Genomic DNA, 22,563 nt, shown 5'->3' on the forward strand with positions numbered 1-22,563 from the left:
ACAAACTCATTGAAAAAACTACTTCTTTTACTATTATTCCCTTCACTTATTTTTGCTCAAAAAACAGTAATTGTAAAAGGAATTATTACCAATAAATTTAATACTCCTATTGAAGGAGTTGCTATTTCTTATCTATCAAAAGGAACCATTACTGATGTTAACGGAAACTATACATTTACCATACCAATGCGTAAAACAGTAGCAGTTACCTTTACTCATGTTGCGTATAAAACTATTGTTAAAAAATTTACATCTCGCGGTAAAAAAGTGTTTAACTACTCCCCTACTTTTAAGTTTAAAACACAAGAATTAGAAGAAGTTATAGTAAAAAATCAAAAAAAAGAAGCTCAGGGTATTACCAAAATAAAAACGCAAAAAGTTAAAAATATACTAGGTGCCAATGCAGGTGTAGAAAATATTTTAATGACTTTACCTGGGGTTAGCAACAATAACGAGTTAAGCACACAATACAATGTACGTGGTGGTAATTTTGATGAAAATTTAGTGTATGTAAACGGTATTGAAGTCTATCGTCCGTTTTTAATACGATCTGGGCAACAAGAAGGCTTAAGCTTTATCAATCCGCAAATGGTTCAAAATATTAATTTTTCCGCAGGCGGATTTCAAGCTAAGTACGGTGATAAACTTTCTTCGGTTTTAGATATTACTTACCGAAAACCAACCAATTTTAACGCTAAAATAAACCTGAGTTTATTAGGCGGAAGTTTTACAATTGAAGACACTTTTTTAAACAATAAATTAAGTGCTATCGTTGGTATTCGTTACCGCGACAATAGTTTATTTGTAAATAGTAAACAAACAGAAGTTAACTTTAAACCAACTTTTACAGATGTGCAAACGCTGTTAACTTATAAACAAAACAAAAAACTTACATTTAATTTTTTAAGTAATTTTTCGTTAAACAACTATAATTACGAGCCTTTAACCAGAAAAACACGTTTCGGAACCATTGCAAATCCGTTAGAGTTAATAGTTTATTATCAAGGACAAGAAAAAGATCAGTTTAAAACACTTTTTGGTGCTTTTTCTACCGATTATCAAATAACGGATAATTTAAAAATAACCGGAACAATTTCGTCTTTTAACACTCAAGAAGAAGAATATTTTGATATTGCGGCTTCTTATAATTTAGGCGAAGTTGATAGTAATTTAGGTTCTGAAAATTTTGGCGATGTTACTTTTTCGCAAGGCATAGGATCGCAAATAAATCACGCTCGTAACGATTTAGATGCTTTAATTAGCAACATTCAATTTAAAGCCACTTTAAAAGACGGAAAAAACGAATGGAAAGCAGGTGTAAAATATCAATCAGAAAATATAAAAGATCGCATTCGAGAATGGGAAATAATCGATTCTTTAGGATTTTCTGTTCGTCCTTCGCATCACACAAGTAACAATCAACCTTACCAACCTTTTACTGGCGATATCGAACCTTTTCAGAATATAAGAGCCGAAAACGACGTAGATATTAATCGAATTACAAGTTTTTTACAATTTAGCAGAAAAACAAACTGGAAGAACCATCAAATTTGGATGAATTTTGGAATTCGAGCTCATAATTGGAGTGTAAAAACAGCGAATTTAAACTCTAAAAATCAATTTACATTTAGTCCGAGAGCACAATTTGCGATAAAACCAGACTGGGATAAAGACATGCTTTTTAGAATTTCTGGCGGATGGTATTCACAACCTCCATCATACAAAGAACTACGAGATTATAATGGTAGAATTCATCCGAAGGTAAAAGCGCAAAAATCCATTCATTTCGTTGCAGGTAACGATTATAGTTTTACCATGTGGCAACGCCCTTTTAAATTAACTACCGAGTTGTATTACAAAGATTTATCGGATGTAAATTCGTATTCGGTAGATAATGTTCGTATTCGATATCGAGCAGATAACGTAACCAATGCTTATGCCTACGGATTAGATGTTCGTTTAAACGGCGAGTTTGTTCCTGGTAACGATAGTTGGGTTAGCTTCGGATATTTAAAAACCGAGGAAAACATTAACAACCAAGGCTATATTGCAAGACCTACCGATCAACGTTTAAAATTCGGAATTTTATTTCAAGATTATGTTCCCAACATTCCAGCTTTAAAAGCTTACTTAAACCTTGCTTATAATACCGGTTTACCAGGTGGCTCACCATCGTATGCAAACGTGTACGATTATCAAAATAGATTAAACGATTACAAACGTGCCGATGTTGGTATATCTTATATTTTCACTGATGTTAGCAAAACACAAAAAACAGGCTTTTTAGCTAATTTTAAAGAATTAACTGCCGGTTTAGAGTTATTTAATATTTTTGATATTCGAAATTCTATAACCAATACTTGGGTTCGTGATGCTTATAGCAAACAACAATACGGAATACCAAACTACATGACAGGAAGGGTTTTAAACTTTAAAATTGGCATGCAATTTTAGATAAAAACTAAATATTCTGTTCCTTTATTAACCAAAAACTTATATATTTAGCACAAATCAACCTATAAAAACCACTCTTTATGAAATTTCAAACTGTACTTTTTACACTTGCTTTTTCAATTTTTTCGGCTTGCAGTTCTACACAAGAAACACCTGTTGTAATTAACGAACATACATATCACGAACATGTTTACTCAAACCCTATTTCGTTTGATTTAGAAGCCATAAAAAAAAGAGGTGTTTTACGAGGTATCTTAATTAGCGGCCCTACCAGTTTTTTCGTTTACAAAGGAGAATCTATGGGTTTTGAATACGAACTTTTAAAAAGTTTTGCCGATGATTTAGGGGTAGAATTAGAAATTATTGTTGCCAAAAATTTTGAAGAATTAGGAGAATGGTTAAATACTGGTAAAGGAGATGTTATTGCCCACGGATTAATAGAAACTTTTGAAAGAAAAGAAATATTTGGTTTTTCTGATTATTTATACCTTACCAAACAAGTTTTAGTACAACGAAAGCCAGATAATTGGCGAAAAATGAAGTTACACGATATAGATAAAAACTTGGTGCACGACCCTATTCAACTAATAAACGATACAGTTACAGTAAGGCTTAACTCAGTTTATTTATTAAGATTACAAAATCTTATGGAAGAAATTGGAGGTGTAATTCATTTAAATACTGTTGATGAAAATCTTTCAAACGATCATTTAATTAGTAAAGTAAACTCTAAAGAAATTAAATATACCATTGCCCAAAATACACTTGCCGAAATGCATTCGTATCATTATAAAGATTTACATGTATCTACCCCAATAAGTTTTTCTCAAAAAGCATCGTGGGTACTTCGTAAAAATGCGAAACAATTACAAAGTCGTTTAAATAAGTGGATTCATAAAATGAAAAAACACAGCGATTATTATGTAATTTATAACAAATATTACAAAAACAAACGCTCTATAACACATCGAATTGAAAGTGATTATTATTTAAATACCACCGGTAATATTAGTCCGTATGATAATTTAATAAAAAAGCATGCCGAAAAATTACCTTGGAGTTGGGAGTTGCTTGCTAGTCAAGTTTTTCAAGAATCAAGATTTAATCCACATGCAAAAAGTTGGGCAAAAGCACATGGATTAATGCAAATAATGCCTGCAACCGCAAGAGAATTAGGAATTACAAACACAGCCGACCCTGAACAAAGTTTACATGGCGGAACTTCGTATTTATTATCACTTTGGAAACGTTGGAAACACATTCCTGATCCTGATGACCGAATAAAGTTTACCTTGGCAAGTTATAATGCTGGTTTTGGACATGTTAATGATGCCGTAAGACTTACAAAATTAGAAGGCGGTAACTACCATGTTTGGAATGACCATGTTGAAAAATCAATGTTAAAATTAACTCATAGAAAACACTATTCTAAACCCGAAATTAAGTACGGTTATGTACATGGAATTGAACCTGTAAAATATGTTGAGGAAATTTACGATCGTTATAACCTCTACAAAAATATTTCTTTAAAAGACTCACTTTAAGATGTTTTAAAAAATTATCATCTTCATTTTTAGCTTTTTTTTTCGTATTTTTGAAAGGCTATGAAAACAAAAAATATAAATAAAACTACCGTTGTATTACGAAAAACGATTCATAAAAAACAAATTGTTTTATTATTACTGTTTCCATATAATGATGTGATAATTAATCGCATCCGAAGTTTAAAAAAATTTACTTGGAGTAAAACTTTACATGGTTGGATTTGTCCGTATACAATAAATTCTTATACAGAAATTCAAAATGTATTACAAGATTTTGCTACATTAAAAATACATCCATCTATATCAAAAAAAATATATCAAAGAGGTATCAAAACCGAACGTACCATTACTAACGAAAATAAAGAAATTATAAGAAGTTACGTAAAATATTTACGCGGCAAAAGGTATAGTCAAAGTACTATAATGACCTATTTTACATTTATTGCTGATTTTATAGATTTTATACAACCAACCCCCATAGAAAAACTTACCAACCGAAGTGTAGAGTTATTTATAGAAGCCGTTTTTGTTGCTCGAAAATACAGCATTAGCTCACAACGACAATTTATTAGCGCTTTAAAATTATTCATTATTTTTTACCCAACAAGCAATATAAATTCACTTGCTTTAGAAAGGCCCAAACGCTCTAAAATTTTACCTTCAGTTTTATCGCAAGAAGAAATTATAACTCTTTTACAAGTTACCAAAAACCTTAAACATCGTGCTATTTTAGCTTTATTATATTCAGCTGGATTACGAATTGGCGAATTAGTAAACTTAAAATTACAACATATTGATGTTAGCAGACGTCAATTATTTGTACAAAACGGAAAAGGAAGAAAAGACAGATATGTTATTTTAGCTGATAGCTTTTTACCCTTATTACAAAATTATTTAAACACTTATGTGCCCAAAAATTATTTTGTTGAAGGGCCAAAAGGAACAAGGTACTCTGAAAGTAGTATTCGTAAATTTTTACACACCTCTACCCATTTAGCAAAAATAAAAAAACGAGTTACTCCGCATACTTTACGACACAGTTACGCTACGCATTTATTAGAAAATGGTATTGGATTAAGACACATACAAGAATTATTAGGACATGCAAAACCAGAAACAACAATGATTTACACTCATATTGCTAAAAAAGATTTATTAGAAATAAAGAGTCCGTTAGACACTATTTTAAACAATTTACAAAAAGAACCTTTACCAACTAAATTTTTGAATGAGCATAGAATATAAATCAAAAAAAATAATTATTTTCACACATTACAAATCGGTAAAAAGGAATAAAACCTCCTTTTATCCGGAAAATAAATTAACAAAGGAGAATTATATTCTCTATATAACCAGTTACCTGCAAGCGAAAACCAGCCGCACAGTCAAGCACATTTTATTTTGCTCGTGCCTCACAAAATAAAAAGAGCTTGCCTTTTTCCAACGCATAATCCGAACAAAAAGTAGAATTAAATTAGAAATTACAAAAAATGTCCGTAAATTTGTCCGTGTACGTAAAAACGTCCGTGAATAATTATGGCAACAATTAATTTTTATTTAGACAAACCTGACAAAAAAGGGTTTGCACCAATTCATCTACGAATAAACTGTAATGGAAGTCAAGTTAAAGTTTCGATAGGTCAAAAAATAGAACCTAAAAAATTTGACAAATCCAAACAAAAAGCGATTGGCTTGACTACAGAATCTCGTGAAATAAATCATTATTTGGATTTCTTAAGAGAAAGAGCTGACGAACTTCTACACCATTCCAACAAAAAGACTTTTATCCAAGACGAAGTTAAAAGCCTTTTAAATGAACACATAGAAAACTACAAAGAAAATAGTAATGTGAACATTGTAAAAGAACAAGTTTCACTTTACGGGAAACCGTTTACTTTTGTTGATTTATTTGCTGGAGCAGGTGGTTTTAGCGAAGGATTTTTACAAGCTGAACATAACAATAAATTCTTTGATTTTATTGTGGCTAACGATATCAACGAAAACTGTGAGTTAACTCACGTTGTTCGCTACAATCATCAATTAGGTTTAGATGCTGAATTTTTAAAACAAGATATTACTGAACCAGACTTTTTAGACAATTTATTAGAAAAAATTGACGGTCGTCAAATAGATGTTGTCTGTGGTGGACCACCTTGTCAAAGTTTTAGTCTTGCAGGAAAGAGAAAAAAATTCGACAAAAAAGACGACCTATTTTCTCATTATTTAGAAGTCATTAAGGTTTTACAACCTAAATACTTTGTGATGGAAAATGTAAAAGGCATTTTGACTAAAGAAGGTGGTAAAATAAAAGAGTTAATTCTTCAAGAAATCAACTCTATTGTTGACACTAAAGAAATTCCTCAATTAATTTCATTTATAAAAAAAGTCAGTAAAGTATCAAATTCATTTCTTTTCGATACAATAATTAAAAGAGTTGAAATCGAAAAGCTACTGGAGAAAGACAAAGAAAATGGAAAAGCTGATTTCATCAACTTTGTAGAAAACAGATTTAAAAAGATAACACCAAAAATTGCAGACTACAAAACCAGTAAAACAGACGAAAACATAAACACAATCCGTCACGGTTTTAATCTTTTAGCACGAACCAAAGAATGGGATAAATTAAAGCGTGATATTATTAAAGAGAAAGACTTTTGTAATATTGATAGTGATAATTTTACAACTGCTTTTACTGACTTCCTTACAGAAATTGGCTCTGAAAATATTATTTCAAAAATCGAGAATTCATTTAAAAATTTAAAAGTTCCTGCCAACTATAAAAAAGATTGTGAAGATATTATTACTGCATTGAAAATTTACACCACTTCTTTTGACGAGTCAATTGAGATATTAAAAACTCATTGTAATAAAACACAAAAACAGGAATTAGAAACAATTCTTGAAAGTATTAGACTTTATAAAATAGAACAACCTTTTGTTGCTAACGCATCAAATTACGGTGTTCCACAAAACAGAGAAAGAGTACTTTTTATTGGTTGTCGTAAAGACCAGAAATATATTTCTGAAATACCAGCAACAGTTACTGAAGCAGAAAAAGTAACCATTTTTGAAGCTTTGTACGATTTAGATTTTATAGGTAATAATCAAGAAGCTCACAGATACGAATTAGTTGACATTTCAACTCAATACAATGGTACTGCAAAGAAAATGGCTAAACTTTTAAAGAAAAGAAAAATTGATGGGAAACCAATTTCAAAAGGAGGAAAGTCCTTTGCAGAATGGTCAAAAAAAGGTAGATTAATTGACCGTTTTAAACCTCAAACAAAACCTTTTTACGTAAAGAACACAGAAGGTTTAGAAAACGGAGAAAAATACTTCGACATACTTAACAATCACAAAACAAGTAATCAGAACGAAACCGTTATTGAAAGGCTTGGTGTGATTTTAAAAAATGGTAATTATAAAAAAGCACAACCAGAACTTGAGAAATTAAATCTTTCTACGAACAAAAGAAACTATAATGTTTTAAAACCAGACGAACAAAGCTCTACAATAATGACTATTGCAGATGATTATATTCATTATAATTCGCCAAGGTCTTTAACAGTTAGAGAAATGGCACGATTACAATCTTTTGACGACTCTTTTGTATTTCAAGGAAAACGCTCAACAGGAGGAAATAATAGAAAAACAGAAGTACCGCAATACACTTTAGTGGGAAATGCTGTACCACCTTTATTAGCACGAGCAGTAGCAAGTGAAATTTTAAAACATATCAAGTGAGAAAACTTACTAACGCGGAACAAGAAAAAATAAAATTACTGACCAAAAACCAAGTTTCTCTTACTTTAATTGAGCCAACCGAAACCGGATTAAAAAAATCCATTATGGATGCGACTGGTTCTGTTCGTAGTTATTTGAAAAGTGAGAATATTCACGATTATGAGTTGCAGAATCAAGGTACAGAGAGCAAAGTAATGATTCCAGCAATTATTCATACTGGTTTTAAGATTATAAAATCAAAAGCATCTCTATATCGTCCTTCAACTAAAAAAGGAGACCCAAGAATTTGGTTTTATGGTTTAACAAAAGTTGCTGACCCAAATGATATTATTGGAATCACTTTTTACAACGATAGTTTTCAAGTTTTTAACTTGACAAAATTAGATATCAAAGAATTAATTTATTCTTCTATTCTAAATCCATTTCAGGAACTAATTAATGCAATCAGTACGACAGAAAATGAAGTTGCATTTGAGCTTTTAACAATGTTGAGAAAAATTGCAAATGCTGGTCCAATTCCTTCAATGGTTGATGCTGACACTTCTGTAGGTCGAACACTTGAAACTGCACTCGGAATAGATATTAATTCTTCCAAACAACCAGATTATAAAGGAATTGAGCTTAAATCGTTCAGAAATAGTAGAACGAATCGAAAAAATTTGTTTGCACAAGTTCCAGATTGGAAATTGAGCAAGTTTAAAAGTTCAGCGGAAATTCTCGATAACTTTGGCTACGAACGTGATGAAGATTTTAAGCTTTATTGCACAGTTTCAGCCATTACAAGAAATTCACAAGGCTTGAATTTAAGAATTGATAGCGACATAAAGCAATTAATTGAAAACTCTGACAAACCAGAAGTTGGCGATTTTGTGGTTTGGACATTAGACAAACTTCACAACAGACTAAAATCTAAACATAAAGAAACGTTTTGGGTAGAAGCTGAAAGTACAAGAATAAATGACCGAGAACATTTTCAATATAAGTTGGTTGAGCATACAAAAAAGCCCATTACATCTCAATTTGATTTACTAATTGAACAAGGAATTATAACGCTTGACCATTTAATTAAGCGAAACTCGAAAGGGAAAGTTGTCGAAAAAGGTCCGCTTTTTAAAATCAAACCAAAAGGAATTGAATTGCTATTTCCACCAAGTGAAAGTTATGATTTAATGGTATAGTGGAATTGCCAACACTGAAAGCCATACACATTTCCAGTCGCGCCATCCACGCTGCACCAAAACTGTAAAAGAGTATGTCTTTGCCAACGCTAGCAAGTTTGCGGAAAAACGCCAGCCAGGTAACAACGTATATAAAAAATAGCGGTTTTAGTGCTTTAACAAAAATGAATTTTATAAATTTAAAGTCAAGTATAATCCGAAAAGTTCGTGCTTAAAATCCGCTACTTTTCATATACAAGACCGTTAGCAAACATATGACGAAACGCATATTCTACATATTTATTAGCTTTTTGATTTTAGGCTGTTCAGCTCAAAAAAAAACCAAAAGAAAAACTGATTCAGAAAAAGAATTAGAAAAGTCTATTCTTGTTGGAGATTTTCTATTCGGAGAAACAGAAGAAAATTTAGACTCAATTCCCAAAAAGAAAAAAATTAAAAAAAGTGAACCTAAATTCAATCAGAATATTGACAAAGATTCATTATTCAAAGTCGTTATAAAAAAAGTTCATCCGACTAAAGCCCAAGAACTGACAAAAGTATTTAATGAAGGAAATAATCAAGAAAAGGAATTTTTATTGATGATACTTTCAATGAACAAAAGCAGTAAAATTGAACAAATAACCAATTTAAAAACGAACGAGAATAATATTAAAACCCTAATTAAAGAGTATTCTGAATTAGTGCCAGATAGCCTTATCGTCTATATTGAATTTAATCCAAAAGATGTCGTTTTGAGTACAGACAAAAGTATCGACTTACGAATTTACTTAAATCGGAAAAACAGCAATGGCGGAATTGACCAAAAGTTTAGAGAATCAAATTTGCCATATAATTCAGAAGTATTATTGGAACAAATAAAATTTTTGGGTTGGAACACAAATACAATAATGGAAATTAAAAACTTGCTTGAGAAAGCTAACTGTATCTCAATAGAAAATGGAGAAATATCGACAGTTGGTTTTGCAAGAAGTGGAATGGGGAAATATTCATATAAGTTCTTTAAAAATAATTTGAATAAGGAAGAACAATCTGAATATAATGATGGTTGTTTATATATTTATCACGAGAGAAATATTGTTTTGGAATTTGGAGGTGGTGCAGTTGGACAACAATGTTTTGAAAAGGAATAAAAATACGTTTGCTAACACCGTGTATAATTCATTGCTAGTTATAGCCTACTTACGAAAGTCCTCGCGGACTTTCTATCTGTGTTTTATTTGCTAACTTTAGTGCTTAAACACGCAACGAAATCATACACAAAACCGTTGTAGTTTATGGCGGAATATCACTCAGTCTGAAAAAAATAAAGTTAAATAAAACTCTGAAAACAAAGCTGTATGAATTGACTTTTTAAGCTAATAAAATAAGTTTAATACAATTTGTTTAAAACTGGAGAACTCTCTAAAATTAAGAATATTGAATCTCCTTCTTTATGTGGAGTTTTCTCATTAGTGCGGAATGAAAATCTTTGAAAACAAAACAGTGTGGAATTTGCTCATTAACACGGAGTAAAAATCTTTGAAAACAAAAACAGAGCGGAGTTTTCTCACTCATGCGGAATTGAATAGCGAAACGTGGAATTTTCTAAGAATAAATAATTACAGAACTGAAAACTCAACTGTGCGAGCCACAAACAACAACAATGCGTATAATCTATTGTGGCGGATTTTCCTTTGGCGGAAAATCCTCGGATACTTCCAATGTTTAAGCTTTTTTTATTATTTTTACGCATAAATAACCACAACAGAATCATACTCAAAACCGTTGGCAAACATTTGAGGAATCACATGCGTACTCAAGAACTTAACGCAACAAATCTAAATTATTAGATTTGTTATTATGATACGTAAAAAAACTAGTCGACTCACTCTTAAAGAAAGGATTCAAATTGAGACACTTTTAAAAGAAAATAAGTCTAAATCTTACATCGCTAAAACTCTTAATAGATCTCGTTCTACTATCACTAGAGAAGTTAATAAATGGGTACAAACTGATAAAGATAAATACTCTGCTGAATTAGCTAACTGGAATGCTAAAGACGATTATCTAAACAAAAGAAATACTGATAAAATATCTATTCATAAAAAACTTAGAGTTTATGTTTTTAAAGGACTTTTATCACAATGGACTCCTGAACAAATTGCAGGAAAATTAAAACTAGATTTTCCTAATGACCCAATTATGTCAATATCACATGAATCCATTTATAGATACATTTACACACAGCCTCAAGCTCGTTTAAATAAAAAACTAATCAATCTACTTGTACGTAAAAAAACACGAAGGAGACCGTCTATAAAGAAAAGAGGAACAGGTAGTAAAATAATCAACCAAGTCAGTATTGACAATAGACCGAAGCATATTGAATTAAGACAAGAAATTGGACATTGGGAAGGAGATTTAATGATTGGTAAAAACCAAAAATCAGCTATCGGAACAATCGTAGAACGTAAATCTAGGTACACTTTAATCGTAAAACTTAAAGCTAGAAACTCTAAAGAGGTGGCTAAAATGTTCTCTAAAATTCTTAATAAATTAAATCCTATATTAAAAAAAACAATGACTTACGATAACGGAACTGAAATGGCTAAGCACGAAAAAATAACTAAAAAAACAGGTATGAAAATCTACTTTGCTCACCCCTATTCTTCGTGGGAAAGAGGCACTAACGAAAATACAAACGGACTCATTAGAAGATACCTTCCAAAAGGAACTGACTTCAACCTAATTAACAAAAAGCAACTCATGATTATTCAAGAAAAATTAAACAATAGACCTCGAAAGATTATAGGGTATAAAACTCCAAAAGAAATTATAGATTCTGAACTAAAATTTGTAGCTTAGACTCATTAAATAAACCGCAACGTTTGTTGCGTTAGAACCTTGAATGCAGCACAGATAAAATGAAAATACTTAAAATAATATTGTTGATTTTTATTTTCAACAGTTGTACAAATAGTAAAAAAACTGATATTGGAACTGTTTCTCAAATTGAGAAAAAAGCAACGAATTCACTTGAAAAAAAAGAGAGATTTACCACAGAGAAAATAAGGGAATTTATTTCTCGTAAATGGATTATCAATGAGATTGAATATAATGATAAAACTTTAAGTTTTAAGAATTTTGATAATCCAGAAAAAGACATACTGAACAAATTTATTGTCGAGTTTTTAGATAATGGAGATTTGAATTTCGAAAACACTACAAAACAGTATTTATGTGGGAATGGAATACCTTATTTCGACAAAGCAAAATGGGAATTTAAAAAAGGCTTATACAATCCAACTACAAATGACTTTGAATTAACAAATAATTTAATATTGCATATTAGAGGTAGAGAAATGCTTGAAAACAGATTTGAATTTAAAAGAGAATACTTAATAAAATCAATTTCTGAAAATGGAATAGAACTTGAACAGGTCAATTCTATTTTGGAAAAATTTATTACAGACGGAAATAATTTTTATAAAGAATAAAACGATTTGCCAACACCGTGTATAATTCATTGCTAGTACTCGCCTACTTGGAAATTCCTTCGGAATTTCCTCTGGTTCGTTTTAGTTTACTAATTTAGTTGCAGAAACACGCAACGAAATCATACACAAACACGTTGGGTTTAATGCGGAAAAATCTCGTTGAATTTAAAAATTTTAGTCTTTTAAAAACAAATTTCTGAAACTGAAAATTGCTTCGTGAAATTAAAAAAAACAACAAAAATAGAATTGCAAAAAGAAACTCATTATGTTGGAATTTTTACTCAAACGTAGAATTGAGAAATTATATGGAATTTTAATTTTGCAGCGTGAAATTGAGCACAAAAACGGAGTCTAAAATTAGAAACTCAACTTTGTGGAATTTTTACTCAAACGTGGAATTGAGCAACTTTATGGAATTTTAATTTTGCAGCGTGAAATTGAGCACAAAAACGGAGTGAAAAACTGAAAACTCAACTTTACGGAATTGAAAAATTAGAATTGAATAGGCTAAAAAAGGTGAAAACAAAAAGCACTAAAACCCAACACCGCGCATAATTAATTGCTTACTATATTTTTCCTACGGAAAAACCTCGCAAGCTTCAAATTATGTGCTTCTTAATTATTTTTTTGCTAAATTTACGCAAACAAATCATGCACAAACACGTTGGGTTTCATTAACAAAAAATCGTAAAAATTCAAACTTTTAGATTTTTAATTAAGCTCAAAATGTTAGAAAAGTTTACAGAAAAACTATATCGGAATTTTTCTCAGAAAACCGTAAAAAATATAATTTGAAAATTTTTGTTTTCTAATAATATTTTTCAAAAACAGAAAAATTCCAGTTGAGAATTGTTCTGTAAAAAGTTGGAGTATTTAGGAGTTAAATTTTCAGCGCTTCTACCCTAGAGAAATCTCGGAAAGAATAAAAATAGAGTTGAATGCTAGAGGAAATATAAAATCGTGGAATTTAGCAAGTTTGCGGAATTTAAATTCTTTATGAATAATTACGGAAAAGTAAAATTAAAACAGAATTGAACACTAAAAAAGAGAATAAATCGCGGAATTGAACAATTTTGCGGAATTAAAATTCTTTATGGAAATAATTGCAGAAAAATTATTTCAACAATAAAAATTAAAATAGTAAACCAATATAACGAAAACCCAACAGCGTGTATAGTTCATTACGGGGGATTTTCTTGCAGAAAATCCTCGCACTTTTACTATCTTTGGTTTAAGTTCGGAAAATTGCTGCGCTATTTTCCGTAACGAAACCATACACAAGTACGTTGGTAAAAACTTTGGAGCCGCAGCCTGAAATGTTCCTGTTTTTTAATTATTGTTTTCGCTAAGGTGTCTTTAAAAACAATTTGCTTTACAGAATTTAGTAAAACGTAGAATTAAATTCTTTGCAAAATTATTAAATTTGAGGATTTTATATAAAGCTGGAAAAACTGAATTGAATAACAAAACGTAAAATAAGATCTTTATAAAAATATTAAACGTGAAAACTTATTTAAAATCGGAAAAATTGAATTGTGGAATAGAAAGCGCCTATTAAAGTATTTTCAAAAAATTTTAAGCTGGAAAATTTTATTTTACAAAACTTAAAAACATATTTACGGAGCAAAACGTAACTAAAAACTCTTGCAAAAATTTATGATTTTTATTTGTGGAAAAATCTCAGAAATATTGAAAAATGGAATTTAATATCACAACGTGAAAATCAAAAACGACGGAATTAAAATCTTTGCGGAATATCTTTAAAAAGAAAAATAGAAAATACATAAAAATAATACGCATTTACCAACAACTTGCATAATCAATTGCTTATTTTTGGTTTTAACAAAGGCTGTTGCGCTTTTACGAACTGCAATTTTTCCTGCGGAAAATTTGCCGCCCGTTTTAACCGCAACTTATCATGCAAAAACACGTTGGCAATAATTTAAAAAAACTATGAAGAAAAGAATTACAATTTTAATGAGTTTATGTTTGATAACAATTAAACTAAATGCACAAATATCAGTTTCAAAGAAAATAGAAGTTAAAAAGGAAATGATAGCTCCTGAACCATATTTAGCAAATACAAATTTGAATAGTGATATATTATATGATGATGTAGAAGATAAAAGATATTATGGATTAGATTGTTTTTTTGCTCCTAAAGAAGTTTTAGATGACCAATTTGTTTCACCTATTTATTTAAAAAAACCAGAAAATGATTCTTTTGGTTTTGAAAAAATAATTACAATTGACTCAATCGTCAATAAACAGTATTATATTAAAAAAGTAGTAAGTTCAAAAGATTTTAACACAATTTCAAAAAAGAGAATTTATGGAAAAAAGAGTCAATCAAAAAGGTCTGGAAGTCACGAATATGAACCTTTCGTTGTATTAGAGCAAATAGATAATGAAGATTTTGTTATTTACGTTGGACAAAATTTTGCAACAAAGTTCTTAATCTTAAAACCTTTCTTTGAAACTCTTCAATCTGAATATTTAAATAAAGAAATGATTGCTTTGAATAAATATAATGATAAAGTTAAGATTATTGAAACAGATGAAAAAATTGTAATTCCAAATAATTCTTCGTGGCAAGTAACTGAAATTTCATTTTTTAAAGTAACAGACGTTCCTATTGGTTATAACTTAATCTTTAGACTTCAAAATAAAAGTTTTGGAACTATTAATCATATTCTTAATATATCAGATGAAAATATATTGAAATCCAAATGGAATAAAATAGATTTTATTACAAAAGAAAATTATTTAATAAATGTAAAAAAGCAAAAAACATTAATTGCAAAAAGAAAAATAGAGCAAGAACAAAACAGAATTGAATATGAAAAAACAAAAAAAGAGAACATAAAAAAGTATGGTAGCTATTTTGGAAATTTAATCAATAATAGAAAAATAGAAATCGGTATGACAAAAGAAATGTGTATAAAATCTTGGGGTTATCCATTAAGAAAAAAAGCAATAAAAAATTCAAGTTCTTTACGTGAAATATTTGTTTATTCAAGAAATAACATTGTTATCTTTAAAAATAATAAAATTATAGAATTCGAATATTAAATATGAAAACACCAAAAAAACTAAAACATAAGCCGATTGTTTCCGTAAATGATTATGATAAAATAGATGGAAAGTATAAAAATAATACTGACGCTAAAGCATTATCATTAGGAAAGGCTCAATACGATAATAATGAAATTTCTTTAAAAATTTGGAGAAATGTAAACTCCAAATGGAGTAGACAAAGTGAAGAACTTCCTTTACATAGGAATTTAGATTTGACAATTTTATTACTCGATGTTTTGAATAATATAAAAGACGGAAAATATAATTTAGACAATTTTAAAACAGAAATTAACTCTGAAGAATTTAACAAAATTGAAGAATATTATAATAAGGCAGAAAATAAATTAGAAATTGATAGTCGTATTGAAAGTATTTGGAATAAAATCAACGAACTAAAAAAATAACTATTGCCAACACCGTGTAAAATTAATTGCTGGTTTTAGCCAATTTACGAAAGTCCTCGCGGACTTTCTATCTGTGATTTTTTTGCTAAATTTAGTGCTTAAAACACGCAACTAATCTTACACAAACACGTTGGCAATAATTAACAAAATGAATCGTCCTGAAATAGGTTGAATCAAAGTAATACAAAATCCCGTAGTAATAATTAAAATATAAAGATATATTTACAAAGTTTTAAAAACAATATTGAAATTTGAAATTAAAACAAACATTAACCAAATAATAAACATTTATGAAAACAGAAAGTACTCCAAAACAAAAAAATGAATCACTTACACACGGACTAGCAATTACGGGATTAGTTATAGGAATTTTAGCTTTAATAGTTTCTTTTGTTCCTTGCTTCGGAATATTTGCGATTATTATTGGTATTATAGGACTTATTTTTTCAACAATAGCCCTTATACTTGCTTCAAAAAACAATTATTCTAAAGGGTTAATAATTGCAGCATTATTAACATCTCTAATAGGATGTTCAATCGCTTATTGGCAAAAAGTAAAGATGGAAAACGCAATTGAAAATTTAACTAAAGATTTAGAAGAAGAGACTAACCAGTTTAAAAAAGATACTGAGGAATTCATTAAAAAACAAAATGAAATAGATAAAAAATTTATTCAAACAATGAAAAAAACTGATGAAAAATTCATTAAAGAAATGGATAAAAATAATCAGAAATCAATAAAAAAAATTATTGAAACTCAAGTAGAAACAAAAAAGAATGAAATTGACCCTTTAATGAGTATTACAATAACTGTTGATAATTTACGCGTAAGAGTTTCTCCGTCTCTAACTGCTGAAAAAATTGAAAACCTAGAGATTAATACAGAAGTTGAATATTTAGGTATACATTCTAACGAAGAAACGGTAGTCGAAATAAAAGGAGAGAAAATTTCAGCTTTTTGGTATAAAATAAAAACACCTTCTGGTAATATTGGGTGGATACACGCATGTTGTTTTACTAACACATATGATTAGATAAAATGAAGAAAATTTTAATACTCATAATTTTAATTTACTCTTGTAAAAAAGATAAGCAAGATACTAAAAACACAAACATCATTAATGATGTTTGTGTTTCAACTAATTTAAAAGAAAAAATAGAATATACCTACGATAATAATTTTGTGCTAGGGAAATTTGACTACAAAAAAGATACTACTTTTTCAAAAGTCGACAAAATTCATTCTTCAAAAACTCTTTATATTAATAAGGAAGTTTATAGTTCTTTTATTAAAATGTTTAATCATGCAAAAAAAGAAAATATTGATTTAAAAATAATTTCTGGAACAAGAAATTTTTATGAACAAAAATCAATTTGGGAGAGAAAATGGTTAAAATATCAAAATCTAAAACCAATAAACAGAGCTTTAAAAATTTTAGAGTATAGTTCTATGCCATCAACATCAAGACATCATTGGGGAACTGATATTGATTTGAATAACCTTAATAATTCATATTTTGAAACAGGTAAAGGAAAAAAAGAGTATCAATGGTTAGTGAAAAACGCTAAAACTTATGGTTTTACACAAGTATATACTTCAAAAAAAAATGGTAGAAAAGGTTATAACATGGAAAAATGGCATTGGTCGTATATTCCTCTTAGTGAGAAATATTTAAATTTTTATAATAACAAAATTAAACTCAGAGATATATCTGATTTTAAAGGCGCAAAATTAGCTATTGAGTTAAATGTAATTCAAATTTATGTTAATGGTATAAATAAAGAGATGATAATTGAATAACAGAAGAACTTATATAATTATCAATATAACTTTAATTATAATATTTCTTCTAGGCTTAATGTATTTAATATTCAGTAAACACAACCTAGTTTGTTATTATAAAGAGAATTTTAATATTTCATGTAATACCTGTGGGTTCACTAGAGATTTTAAATCAATTATCCGATTGGATTTTGACAACTTAATAAATAGATTTTCGTTATATTTTTTCATATTTATTATTGTTTTTTCATTAACAAGAATTCTAAGTACTATTCTTATACTGAAAAAATTAAGTCTAAAAAAAATATTCATTATAGATCTTATAATAAATACTTTAGGAATAATAACTATTGCCAACACCGTGTATAATTAATGGCTGGTTCTCGCCTACTTACGAAAATCCTCTCGGATTTTCTATTAGGTTTTTATTTGCTAGATTAGGTGTTTAAAACATGCCACTAATCATACACAAACACGTTGTAGCCAATTTGAAAAAACTTACATGAAAAGATTACTTTGGTTTACAAAGACCAACATTAACTATATAAATCGCGGAAATGTTTTAACTTCTTGGGCAGATAAAACAATTGATTTATCATCTTTCATTGAACTATTTATAAAAGAAAAGCTTTGGGAAAAATCAAGCTATAGAGATGAGTATACAACTAAATTTACACAAGAAGATTTAGAAAGTATAAAATCTATAAAAATACATATTCATAATAAAGGAGGTCCATTCTCAAATCAACACAATTATGAATCTCTAATAGCTAACTATATAGGTGAAAAAAATATCAATCGAGAAAAAATTATCGCATCTGGAATTGGTGAAGCTGCAAAAATTGCTGTTGTAGATGTCAATTATGAGTCTAAAGATAATATTATCAAAACTTTATCATATGAGGAAGAAAAGGATATTGATTTAGTTTTTGAAAACTTAGGAGGAGGAAATATAGACACTTGGCATAACCAAAACAGATTAAAATCTGCTATCTGTGAATTCATACAGTTTTGTTTGTTTACTCTTCATTTAAATTTTCTTACAGAAGATTATCGTTTCAACTTTTCAAGTAAGCCAACTCCAACAGGTTTATCTGTAATTTCAGAAAATGAAAAGTATTATTTTGAAGATGATAAAATAGAGCTTTTATCTCATTATATTCTTATAGAAGATAGATTGGATAAACTAGATGAAATTATGTCTGCTACTTCAAAATTTTGGTGTAAATATTTCTCTTCTATTCATTTCTTTTTAGATGCTTTAAAAGGGACTTATATGACTTCAACTAATTTCACGAAATTGGTATTTACTTTCGAAAGTTTCTTTTCTAAAAATATTTCAAATGATTATATGACATTAGTTGCACCAATTTTAATTTCAAAAAATGTTTCTGAAATGAAGAAACATAGAGCTTCTCTAAGAAAATGCTTTAGTCTACGAAATGAAATTGTACATGGGAATAATATCCACAACATGATAGAAAATAAGGAAATGAGTAAGCTTTTTTTTGAACTCAAAAATCTGATTACATTAATTTTTTTCTTTTTAATTAATAACAAAATGTTTCTTGGAATGGAAAACCCAAAACTGAATCATGAATTAATTTTCCGATTATTACCTAAAGGATTAAACTAAGTCATTAAAATAAACTGGCTACAACACCGTGTATAATTCATTGCTAGTACTGGCCTACTTACGAAAATCCTCGCGGATTTTCTATTCGGTTTGTATTTGCTAAATTAGTTGCTGAAACACGCAACGAAATCATACACAAACACGTTAGCCACAAGTAACCTAAACTCATGAAAAATTGAAAGAACTTCTAAAAACAATTATGGAAACGTCAAAAGAAAGAGTTAGGAATCCTTTTATTGGAACTTATTTTCTTTCGTTTTTAATTATTAATTGGAAACCAATCTTATTTCTATTGTTTTCCGATTTGAAAATAGAAGAGAAATTTCAAGTAATTGAAAATAAATATACTTCACTTTCTTATAATTTATTATTACCCCTTGCAATCGCTTTGATTTACACAATCGTTTTACCATATTTTATGTGGCTAATTGAAGAACTAAATAAGAAATCGGTTAATGGGCGAAAAAACAATCAAACGGAACAATTATTTGTTGACATCAAAAACAAACAAAATCTTGCTATTGAAGAGAGTAAATTAGAAGACATTAAAGCAAATTATCGAGAAAAAGCAGATTTGAATTCTAAAATTGAAAAGTTCAAAGAAATTAATTTGGAATATCAAGAAATAATTAAAACCCAGAAAATTGAATTAACGAAAATCAAAGAGGAAAACTTTAATTTGAAAGGTTTCTTAAACAATGGATTGAGTAAAGAAGCAGAAGAAAAATTAACTAAAGAATTTGTCGAATTCCGGAAATCAAAACTATTTCCCTATTTTAAAGACATTGGAATAAGCATTAATAACTACAGTAGTTTTCCTCAATCACTTAACGAAATAATTAAAGAAAAATATATTCATAATGAAATTATTCAAAAAAGAGAATCAGAAGAGAATAATGAATATTATTTTACAGAAAAAGGAAAATACTATTGGAAAGAATATGTTCTTGGAGCAGAAGTAGATAATTATGATACTTACCCTGAACAAAAACCAGAACTTGAAGATTTACCATTTTAAATACCAGTGGCTAACACCGCATATAATTTATTGCTAGTTCTAGCCTACTTACGAAAATCCTCGCGGATTTTCTATTCGGTTTTTATTTGCTAAATTCGGTACTTAAACCACGCAACAAACCATATACAAACACGTTGCCCATAATTTAAACCAATCACTATGAAAAAACCATTTTTGCTGATATTATTGATTATCGGAATTACAAATACAATGACTGCTCAAGATGAAATTAAAAAAAACACGAGAGAATTTCTTGTTGAAAACACTAAATTTCTTCTAAAAAACGGCGTATATGAGAATGAAATATTTATTCGGAGAGAATTTGCACGAATAGAAAATGATGAATTCAATTTCTACGTAGATAAAACATATAAATCTAATGCACCAAATTCACAAGAAATTAAAACCTACGAAGTGCAGAATGATTTATATAGCGGAGTTTCTTACGAGTTTTTTTGGCGATATATAATGATTAGTGAATCTTCTTTCGAACTTTATAAGAATTCTGATTTAAAAAAAATTAATTTCATATTTAATATCACATATCCTGACAATTCATCGAGAATTGTAACAAAAGGTATTTATACACCAAATGGAAAAATACCTTTACAGTATCCTTTTACAAAAAATGAAGTATTGTCTGTATTACGATAAAAAAACTATGGGCAACAATGTATAACCGCAATTACGGCGGATTCGACTACGTCCGAATCCACTCAGTAATTGCTAAAGCCTGTGCTAAACCGAAAATTAACGCAAATTAACCCGTAACTGACGGTTATACGAAACTGTTAGCCATAATATGAACGGAACGATATTTGAGGTCATTTAAGAAACAAACATTATGAAAAAAATAGTACTTCTTTTATTAGTGGTTTTCGGAATGAAATCAAGTTTCGCTGAATGTTCAATGAGCGGAATGCAATTCTTTCCAGAACAAAAGGAAATTAGTTTGAATTCAATGTTCATTATTCAAGGTTATGCTTTTAGTCAAAAGACAATTAATAGCTTCAAAGAAAGAACAGTTTACCTTGAAAGTGAAAGCGGAGAATTAATTGAACTGAATCTTCAAGAATTCTTGACTGGACAAATGCAATTGACTCAAGCTATTTTTTGTCCTACATCTGATTTAAAACCTAACACAAAATACTTCCTTAAATACTCTGACCAAACTGAAAATGAGGGGAGAGAAATGAAGCAATACAACAGAAAGAAAAAAGTTAGAGAAAAAGTATATTGGGAAACAACGGAAAAAAAAGCACTTGAAAATCTGAATTCTAATCTGAATATTGAATTTGAAAAGACAGAAGTTATTCATTATGGTTGTGGACCTTCTGCAAATGCAATTTTTAATGTAAAAAACAAATCGGAAACTGAAATTTGGTATAAAACAGAAGTTGTTGAATTAAGTACTAATAACAAAAAAGTCTTCTATCTCAAAGAATGGAATGGGAAACTTAATGTTGGACACGGAATGTGTTCCGGAGCGTTTACTTATAACAACAAAGGCAAATATAAAGTTAGGTTTACACCAATGAATGCAGATGGAAAATCATTAAAAACAACAGATTGGAAAACTTTTGAAAGTCCGTTTATGAACGATAAAAGTCCATTTGGAAATTAAAAATACTATGGCTAACACCGTGTATAATTCATTGCTAGTTCTAGCCTACTTGGAAATTCCTGCGGAATTTCCTCTGGTTCGTTTTAGTTTACTAATTTAGTTCCTTAACCACGCAACGAAATCATACACAAACACGTTGGCGCTCATAGAAATCGAAATTTTTAGAAAATATTCTTATTCAAAAAGTAATTCTATTTTTTATAGAAAATTAAGAAAATGTAATTTATTGAAACTTAAAAAAATTGAATAGTATTTACACTTTTATGAGAATTGATTTCCTAAATTCTAGAAATAGTAAATCGAGAAAAATATCGTCTAGTTTAAAAATAAATATGGAATCGTTGCGCTAAAAAGAGAATAATTTAGTTTTTAAGAACATTTTTATAATTATAGAAAAATCTTGTAGAATCTAATAAGCGAAAAATCGTTATAAAAAGAAAGAGAGAGAGAATATTACGGGAATTAAAAATGAGCTTTAGCAACATTGCGGAATGGAAATCGTGAGAATTTATTCGGAATTTGAATATTGAATAAAAAGAAAAAAATACTTGAGAATTTTAGCTACTTAAAAATAGAACACGAAAAAAGCAGAAACCTAAACTACGAAACGCCAACAACGTGTAT

16 protein-coding genes are annotated in these 22,563 nt (G+C 29.1%); all 16 read left to right on the forward strand.

Annotated features, from left to right (window positions below):
- The first annotated feature begins 9 nt into the window (after positions 1-9).
- The 16 genes from ACN5J5_RS00435 to ACN5J5_RS00510 all read left to right on the forward strand — a co-directional run bounded on the left by ACN5J5_RS00435 (position 10) and on the right by ACN5J5_RS00510 (position 21,939).
- A complete protein-coding gene (locus tag ACN5J5_RS00435) occupies positions 10-2,454 on the forward strand; it encodes a TonB-dependent receptor (protein ID WP_418645400.1) in 2,445 nt (814 codons plus the stop codon).
- Positions 2,455-2,534: 80 nt separating this feature from the next.
- Positions 2,535-3,998, forward strand: coding sequence for a transglycosylase SLT domain-containing protein (locus ACN5J5_RS00440; protein WP_418645401.1), 1,464 nt, complete (start codon positions 2,535-2,537; stop codon positions 3,996-3,998).
- A 60-nt stretch (positions 3,999-4,058) separates the two neighbouring features.
- Positions 4,059-5,243, forward strand: a complete 1,185-nt coding sequence (locus ACN5J5_RS00445; protein WP_418645402.1) for a tyrosine-type recombinase/integrase — start codon at positions 4,059-4,061, stop codon at positions 5,241-5,243.
- 291 nt (positions 5,244-5,534) lie between these two features.
- Entirely contained in the window at positions 5,535-7,742 is a 2,208-nt protein-coding gene (locus ACN5J5_RS00450) for a DNA cytosine methyltransferase (RefSeq protein WP_418645403.1), read from the forward strand.
- Positions 7,739-8,920: an MvaI/BcnI restriction endonuclease family protein gene (locus tag ACN5J5_RS00455; protein WP_418645404.1), complete on the forward strand. Its 1,182-nt coding sequence runs from the start codon at positions 7,739-7,741 to the stop codon at positions 8,918-8,920. Before ACN5J5_RS00450 ends, ACN5J5_RS00455 begins: the two co-directional genes overlap by 4 nt.
- Before the next feature lie 254 nt (positions 8,921-9,174).
- The gene (locus ACN5J5_RS00460) at positions 9,175-10,050 is read left to right on the forward strand and encodes a hypothetical protein (protein WP_418645405.1); all 876 of its coding nucleotides are present in this window, start codon (positions 9,175-9,177) and stop codon (positions 10,048-10,050) included.
- Positions 10,051-10,759: 709 nt separating this feature from the next.
- Positions 10,760-11,764, forward strand: coding sequence for an IS30 family transposase (locus ACN5J5_RS00465; protein ID WP_418645406.1), 1,005 nt, complete (start codon positions 10,760-10,762; stop codon positions 11,762-11,764).
- A gap of 59 nt (positions 11,765-11,823) precedes the next feature.
- Positions 11,824-12,396, forward strand: a complete 573-nt coding sequence (locus ACN5J5_RS00470; RefSeq protein ID WP_418645407.1) for a hypothetical protein — start codon at positions 11,824-11,826, stop codon at positions 12,394-12,396.
- A gap of 1,989 nt (positions 12,397-14,385) precedes the next feature.
- Complete coding sequence (locus ACN5J5_RS00475) at positions 14,386-15,468, forward strand: hypothetical protein (RefSeq protein ID WP_418645408.1); 1,083 nt, start codon at positions 14,386-14,388, stop codon at positions 15,466-15,468.
- Between the two features lie 2 nt (positions 15,469-15,470).
- Positions 15,471-15,878, forward strand: a complete 408-nt coding sequence (locus tag ACN5J5_RS00480; RefSeq protein ID WP_418645409.1) for a DUF6530 family protein — start codon at positions 15,471-15,473, stop codon at positions 15,876-15,878.
- 290 nt (positions 15,879-16,168) lie between these two features.
- Entirely contained in the window at positions 16,169-16,912 is a 744-nt protein-coding gene (locus ACN5J5_RS00485; protein WP_418645410.1) for an SH3 domain-containing protein, read from the forward strand.
- 5 nt (positions 16,913-16,917) lie between these two features.
- Positions 16,918-17,679, forward strand: a complete 762-nt coding sequence (locus tag ACN5J5_RS00490; RefSeq protein WP_418645411.1) for a M15 family metallopeptidase — start codon at positions 16,918-16,920, stop codon at positions 17,677-17,679.
- Between the two features lie 484 nt (positions 17,680-18,163).
- The gene (locus tag ACN5J5_RS00495) at positions 18,164-19,297 is read left to right on the forward strand and encodes a hypothetical protein (protein WP_418645412.1); all 1,134 of its coding nucleotides are present in this window, start codon (positions 18,164-18,166) and stop codon (positions 19,295-19,297) included.
- Positions 19,298-19,472: 175 nt separating this feature from the next.
- Positions 19,473-20,315, forward strand: a complete 843-nt coding sequence (locus tag ACN5J5_RS00500; RefSeq protein ID WP_418645413.1) for a hypothetical protein — start codon at positions 19,473-19,475, stop codon at positions 20,313-20,315.
- A 159-nt stretch (positions 20,316-20,474) separates the two neighbouring features.
- Complete coding sequence (locus ACN5J5_RS00505) at positions 20,475-20,969, forward strand: hypothetical protein (protein WP_418645414.1); 495 nt, start codon at positions 20,475-20,477, stop codon at positions 20,967-20,969.
- A 190-nt stretch (positions 20,970-21,159) separates the two neighbouring features.
- Positions 21,160-21,939 (forward strand): hypothetical protein, encoded by a 780-nt coding sequence (locus ACN5J5_RS00510; protein ID WP_418645415.1) that lies wholly within the window; start codon positions 21,160-21,162, stop codon positions 21,937-21,939.
- The last annotated feature ends 624 nt before the right edge of the window (positions 21,940-22,563 follow it).

The organism is Tenacibaculum insulae, from assembly GCF_964512435.1.
Taxonomy (GTDB): Bacteria; Bacteroidota; Bacteroidia; order Flavobacteriales; family Flavobacteriaceae; genus Polaribacter; species Polaribacter insulae_A.

What these genes read in the sequence shown, in the direction of transcription:
- ACN5J5_RS00440 (WP_418645401.1), top strand. Translation starts at nt 2,535, where the DNA reads ATGAAATTTCAAACTGTACTTTTTACACTTGCTTTTTCAATTTTTTCG.
- ACN5J5_RS00445 (WP_418645402.1), top strand. Translation starts at nt 4,059, where the DNA reads ATGAAAACAAAAAATATAAATAAAACTACCGTTGTATTACGAAAAACG.
- ACN5J5_RS00450 (WP_418645403.1), top strand. Translation starts at nt 5,535, where the DNA reads ATGGCAACAATTAATTTTTATTTAGACAAACCTGACAAAAAAGGGTTT.
- ACN5J5_RS00460 (WP_418645405.1), top strand. Translation starts at nt 9,175, where the DNA reads ATGACGAAACGCATATTCTACATATTTATTAGCTTTTTGATTTTAGGC.
- ACN5J5_RS00465 (WP_418645406.1), top strand. Translation starts at nt 10,760, where the DNA reads ATGATACGTAAAAAAACTAGTCGACTCACTCTTAAAGAAAGGATTCAA.
- ACN5J5_RS00470 (WP_418645407.1), top strand. Translation starts at nt 11,824, where the DNA reads ATGAAAATACTTAAAATAATATTGTTGATTTTTATTTTCAACAGTTGT.
- ACN5J5_RS00480 (WP_418645409.1), top strand. Translation starts at nt 15,471, where the DNA reads ATGAAAACACCAAAAAAACTAAAACATAAGCCGATTGTTTCCGTAAAT.
- ACN5J5_RS00485 (WP_418645410.1), top strand. Translation starts at nt 16,169, where the DNA reads ATGAAAACAGAAAGTACTCCAAAACAAAAAAATGAATCACTTACACAC.
- ACN5J5_RS00490 (WP_418645411.1), top strand. Translation starts at nt 16,918, where the DNA reads ATGAAGAAAATTTTAATACTCATAATTTTAATTTACTCTTGTAAAAAA.
- ACN5J5_RS00495 (WP_418645412.1), top strand. Translation starts at nt 18,164, where the DNA reads ATGAAAAGATTACTTTGGTTTACAAAGACCAACATTAACTATATAAAT.
- ACN5J5_RS00505 (WP_418645414.1), top strand. Translation starts at nt 20,475, where the DNA reads ATGAAAAAACCATTTTTGCTGATATTATTGATTATCGGAATTACAAAT.
- ACN5J5_RS00510 (WP_418645415.1), top strand. Translation starts at nt 21,160, where the DNA reads ATGAAAAAAATAGTACTTCTTTTATTAGTGGTTTTCGGAATGAAATCA.